We start from the raw sequence: 3,958 nt of genomic DNA, 5'->3' as shown, positions 1-3,958 counted from the left end.
CCCCGGACCCGACCCCGGCACCGGCCCCGGAAACCACCAAGGCCGCGTCCGGGCCCGGTGCTCAGGGGGTGACGGACTCGCGCCGCTGGGCGCCGGCGGGCACCGCTACGGGCCCGGACGCGGCCTTGGTGGTTTCCGGGGCCGGTGCCGGGGTCGGGTCCGGGGCCTCGGCGGCCGCGGTGGCGCTGCGGCGCGGGGTGAGCAGGGCCAGTCCGGCGGCCAGGGCGACCGCGGCCGCGCCGATCCACAGGGCGGGCACGGTGCCGTCGGCGAAGGCCTGCGCGGACCCGTAGCCGCCCTGGGCCGCGAAGACCGAGGCGAGGACGGAGACGCCGAGGGCTCCGCCGACCTCGCGCAGCGCGTTGTTGGTGCCCGAGGCCTTGCCCTGATCGGCCGGGGCCACGGTGGACATCAGCAGATGGGCCGCCGGGGCGAAGTACAGGGCCATGCCGATGCCGCTGAGGATCAGGGCGGGCAGCTGGGCGGCGTAGGTCACCTCGGGTTCGATGATCAGGGCGAACCAGGCGAGGCCGACCGCCTGCAGGGCCAGGCCCGCGGCGACGACGGGGCGGCCGCCGACCCGGTCGGCGAGCATGCCGGCCAGCGGGGCGACGATCATCGGCATCCCGGTCCAGGGCAGCATCCGCAGTCCGGCCTCGGCGGGCGAGTATCCGGCGACGCCCTGGAGGAACTGCGCGAGCAGGAAGATCGACCCGAACATGCCGAGGAACATCAGCAGGCTGGCCATGTTGATGCCGAAGAAGCCCCGGTGCCGGAAGAGGCGCATGGGAAGCATGGGGTTCTCGGCGCGGAAGCCGTGCACCACGAATCCGCCGACGAGCACGCTGCCCGCGACCAGGCCGGTGAGGACGGGGCCGCTGGTCCAGCCGTGGGCGTTGGCGTTGACCAGGCCGTAGACGATGCCGAAGAGGCCGCCGCTGATCAGGAACGTGCCGGGGACGTCGAGCCGGGCGCCGGGGGCGGTGGACTCGGCGAGGCGCAGGCGGGCGAGCGGTATCAGGGCGAGGCCGATCGGCACGTTCAGCCAGAAGATCCACTGCCAGGAGAGGTGCTCGGTCAGCGTGCCGCCGATGACCGGGCCGCTGGCCACGGCGAGGCCGGTGACGGCACCGAAGATGCCGAGGGCCGTGCCGCGGCGGGCGGCCGGGACGGCGGCCGTGAGCAGGGTGAGCGTGAGCGGCATCATCACGGCCGCGCCGACGCCCTGGACGGCGCGGGCGGCGATCAGGGCGTCGATGCCGGGCGAGAGGGCGGCCGCGGCGGAGGCGCCGGTGAAGACGGCGAGCCCGGCGATGAAGAACCGGCGGCGGCCGAACCGGTCGCCGAGGGCCGAACCGAACATGAGGAGGACGGCGAAGGTGAGCGTGTAGGCGTTCACCGTCCACTCGAGGTCCTCCAGCTTGCCGCCGAGGTCCGCGCGGATGGCGGGGAGCGCGGTGGTGACCACGAGGTTGTCGAGGGCCGCCATGAAGCTCGCGGCGGCGGTGAGGACGAGGGCCCAGACGGCGGGCCCGCGGAGGGCGGTGCTCTCGGTGGCGTTCACGATTCCCCCTGAGGGTGGAGGCCTGCTAGTAAGTAATTGATGACTAACTTTCACGGACAGAAAAACGCACTGCTGGACGACGAACGGTGAAGGGCGGGCGCGGGTGGAGCGGAACGTCGGCGGGATCTCGGGGAGGGCTGCCGGGTGGCGCGCTACACCGCGGGCCCGGGCCGCGACTCGGAGGCCGGACCAGAGGCCGGCTCGGAGGCCGGACCGGAGGCCGGACCGGAGGCCGGACCGGAGTCATGAGAAGGCTCCAGCCCCTCCCAGATCCGATGCCCTGCAGGGAACCCCATGGCGGTGAGCGTGTTGATCAGCATCCCCTGGGCCATGAAGGCCGAGGTCTCGGCGGCATCCCCGCCGAGCGGCCCCTGCACGGTGTCCCACAGCTCCAGCCAGCCGGCCCGGACGAGCTCGCCGAGCTCGGTGTCACCGGCCGCCTCGGCGGCGGCCACCGTGACGTACATCTGGAGCTGCATCCGCAGGGTGTGCGGATCCTCACTGATCAGCCGCGTGTACGCGGCGGCCATGGCCTCCTTGGCCTCGCGGCCGTGGAGCCCGTCCGCGGCCTCGGCGAACACCCGGCGGGTGTTCTCGATGCAGCGGGCGGCGGTGGCCAGGAAGATGGCCTGCTTGTTCGGGAAGAGCCGGAAGAGGTACGGCTGCGAGACCCCGACCCGCTTGGCGATCGCCTCGGTGGACGTCCCGTAGTAGCCGCCGCGCGCGAACTCCCGCGTGGCGGCCCGGATCACGCTCTCACGTCGCTCTTCCGCGCTCATCCTGACCATGCGACTAAGTTAGTACGCAATCACTAACTACGCAAGGGAAGAAGAAGGCGCCGCAAGGGCGCCCGTCTTCGAAGGCCGGCCAGAACCCGGCCGGCGGCCCGGTCTCAGGCGAGCCGGACGACGGCCCGGGACATGCCGAGAACCTTCTGACCAGCGCTCATGGCCGTCAGGTCGACCCGCACCCGGTGGTCGTCGAGCAGCGCGGCGACCTTGCCGCTGACCTCGATCACGGCGCCGTCCTCGTCGTTCGGGACCACGACGGGCTTGGTGAAGCGCACGCCGTACTCGACGACCGCACCCGGGTCGCCGGCCCAGTCGGTGACGACCCGGATCGCCTCGGCCATGGTGAACATGCCGTGCGCGATCACGTCCGGCAGCCCGACCTCCTTGGCGAACTTCTCGTTCCAGTGGATCGGGTTGAAGTCGCCGGAGGCACCGGCGTAGCGGACGAGCGTGGCGCGCGTCACGGGGAAGGACTGGGCGGGCAGCTCGGTGCCGACCTCGACGTCAGCGAAGTTGATCCTGGCGGTCACGGTTCAGCCCTCCTCGGCGGCGCGGGACACGAGCTTGGTCCAGGCGGTCACCACGTGTTCGCCGGTGGCGTCGTGGACCTCGCCCCGGACGTCGATGATGTCGTTGCCCGCCATGCTCTTGACGGCCTCGATCGTGGAGGTGACCGAGAGGCGGTCGCCGGCCCGCACGGGACGCGTGTACGCGAACTTCTGGTCGCCGTGCACGACGCGGTCGTAGTTCAGCCCGAGCTGCGGGTCCTGGACGACCATGCTCGCGGCCTTGAACGTGATCGCGAACACAAAGGTCGGCGGGGCGATCACATCGGGGTGGCCGAGTTCCTTGGCGGCATCCGGATCGGTGTAGGCGGGGTTGGCGTCGCCTACGGCCTCCGCGAATTCGCGGATCTTCTCCCGGCCGACCTCGTACGGATCGGTGGGCGGGTACGTCCGCCCCACGAAGGACTGGTCGAGCGCCATGGCTCACTACCTCCTGGTAGAAACTGCGAAAACGACACGAGGTCGTCCCCCGGGAAAGGGGGACGACCTCATGACAGTGCCTTTGTCCGAAGACTCGCTGGGGTCAGCGGGTCTCGCGGTGCGCGGTGTGCGAGTTGCAGCGCGGGCAGTGCTTCTTCATCTCAAGACGGTCCGGGTTGTTGCGCCGGTTCTTCTTGGTGATGTAGTTCCGCTCCTTGCACTCCACGCAGGCCAGCGTGATCTTCGGGCGGACGTCGGTGGCAGCCACGTGAGTGCTCCTTGACGGACGGATGGACGGATGAACGCAGAAAAGAGTAGCCGATCGGGAGACCGACCCCACAATCGGCTACTGTGTGTAGCGGCGACCGGACTTGAACCGGTGACACAGCGATTATGAGCCGCTTGCTCTACCGACTGAGCTACGCCGCTTTGATGTGATCGGTCCCCGCCCGAGGGCGGGGACCTCTCTCACCAGAGCCCCAATACGGAATCGAACCGTAGACCTTCTCCTTACCATGGAGACGCTCTACCGACTGAGCTATTGGGGCGAGCAGGGAAGACATTACACGGCCTCCTGCCGATCGCCCAAATCCTTATGCCCCAGGCCCTCCACCCCC

Annotated in this window: 5 protein-coding genes and 2 tRNA genes; all 7 read right to left on the bottom strand. The window is 70.3% G+C overall.

Annotated elements, in window-relative coordinates; genetic code table 11:
- Window positions 1-61: 61 nt before the first annotated feature.
- A complete protein-coding gene (locus EF918_RS33470) occupies window positions 62-1,489 on the bottom strand; it encodes a DHA2 family efflux MFS transporter permease subunit (RefSeq protein ID WP_125652653.1) in 1,428 nt (475 codons plus the stop codon).
- A 227-nt stretch (window positions 1,490-1,716) separates the two neighbouring features.
- Window positions 1,717-2,352 carry a TetR/AcrR family transcriptional regulator gene (locus tag EF918_RS33465; RefSeq protein ID WP_125652652.1) on the bottom strand — a complete coding sequence of 212 codons (636 nt, stop codon included), beginning with the start codon at window positions 2,350-2,352 and terminating at the stop codon, window positions 1,717-1,719.
- 104 nt (window positions 2,353-2,456) lie between these two features.
- Entirely contained in the window at window positions 2,457-2,885 is a 429-nt protein-coding gene (locus EF918_RS33460) for a MaoC family dehydratase (protein ID WP_125652651.1), read from the bottom strand.
- A gap of 3 nt (window positions 2,886-2,888) precedes the next feature.
- A complete protein-coding gene (locus EF918_RS33455; protein ID WP_125652650.1) occupies window positions 2,889-3,341 on the bottom strand; it encodes a MaoC family dehydratase N-terminal domain-containing protein in 453 nt (150 codons plus the stop codon).
- 103 nt (window positions 3,342-3,444) lie between these two features.
- Window positions 3,445-3,609 (bottom strand): 50S ribosomal protein L33, encoded by a 165-nt coding sequence (gene rpmG / locus EF918_RS33450; protein WP_003956487.1) that lies wholly within the window; start codon window positions 3,607-3,609, stop codon window positions 3,445-3,447.
- 88 nt (window positions 3,610-3,697) lie between these two features.
- A tRNA-Met gene (locus EF918_RS33445) sits at window positions 3,698-3,770 on the bottom strand.
- A gap of 46 nt (window positions 3,771-3,816) precedes the next feature.
- Window positions 3,817-3,889 (bottom strand) — tRNA-Thr (locus tag EF918_RS33440).
- Window positions 3,890-3,958: the final 69 nt, after the last annotated feature.

This window comes from Streptomyces sp. WAC06614 (assembly GCF_003949795.1).
Classification (GTDB): domain Bacteria; phylum Actinomycetota; class Actinomycetes; order Streptomycetales; family Streptomycetaceae; genus Streptomyces.
Note: the sequence above shows the minus strand (reverse complement) of the source record. Positions and strands in the feature narration are given on the sequence as shown.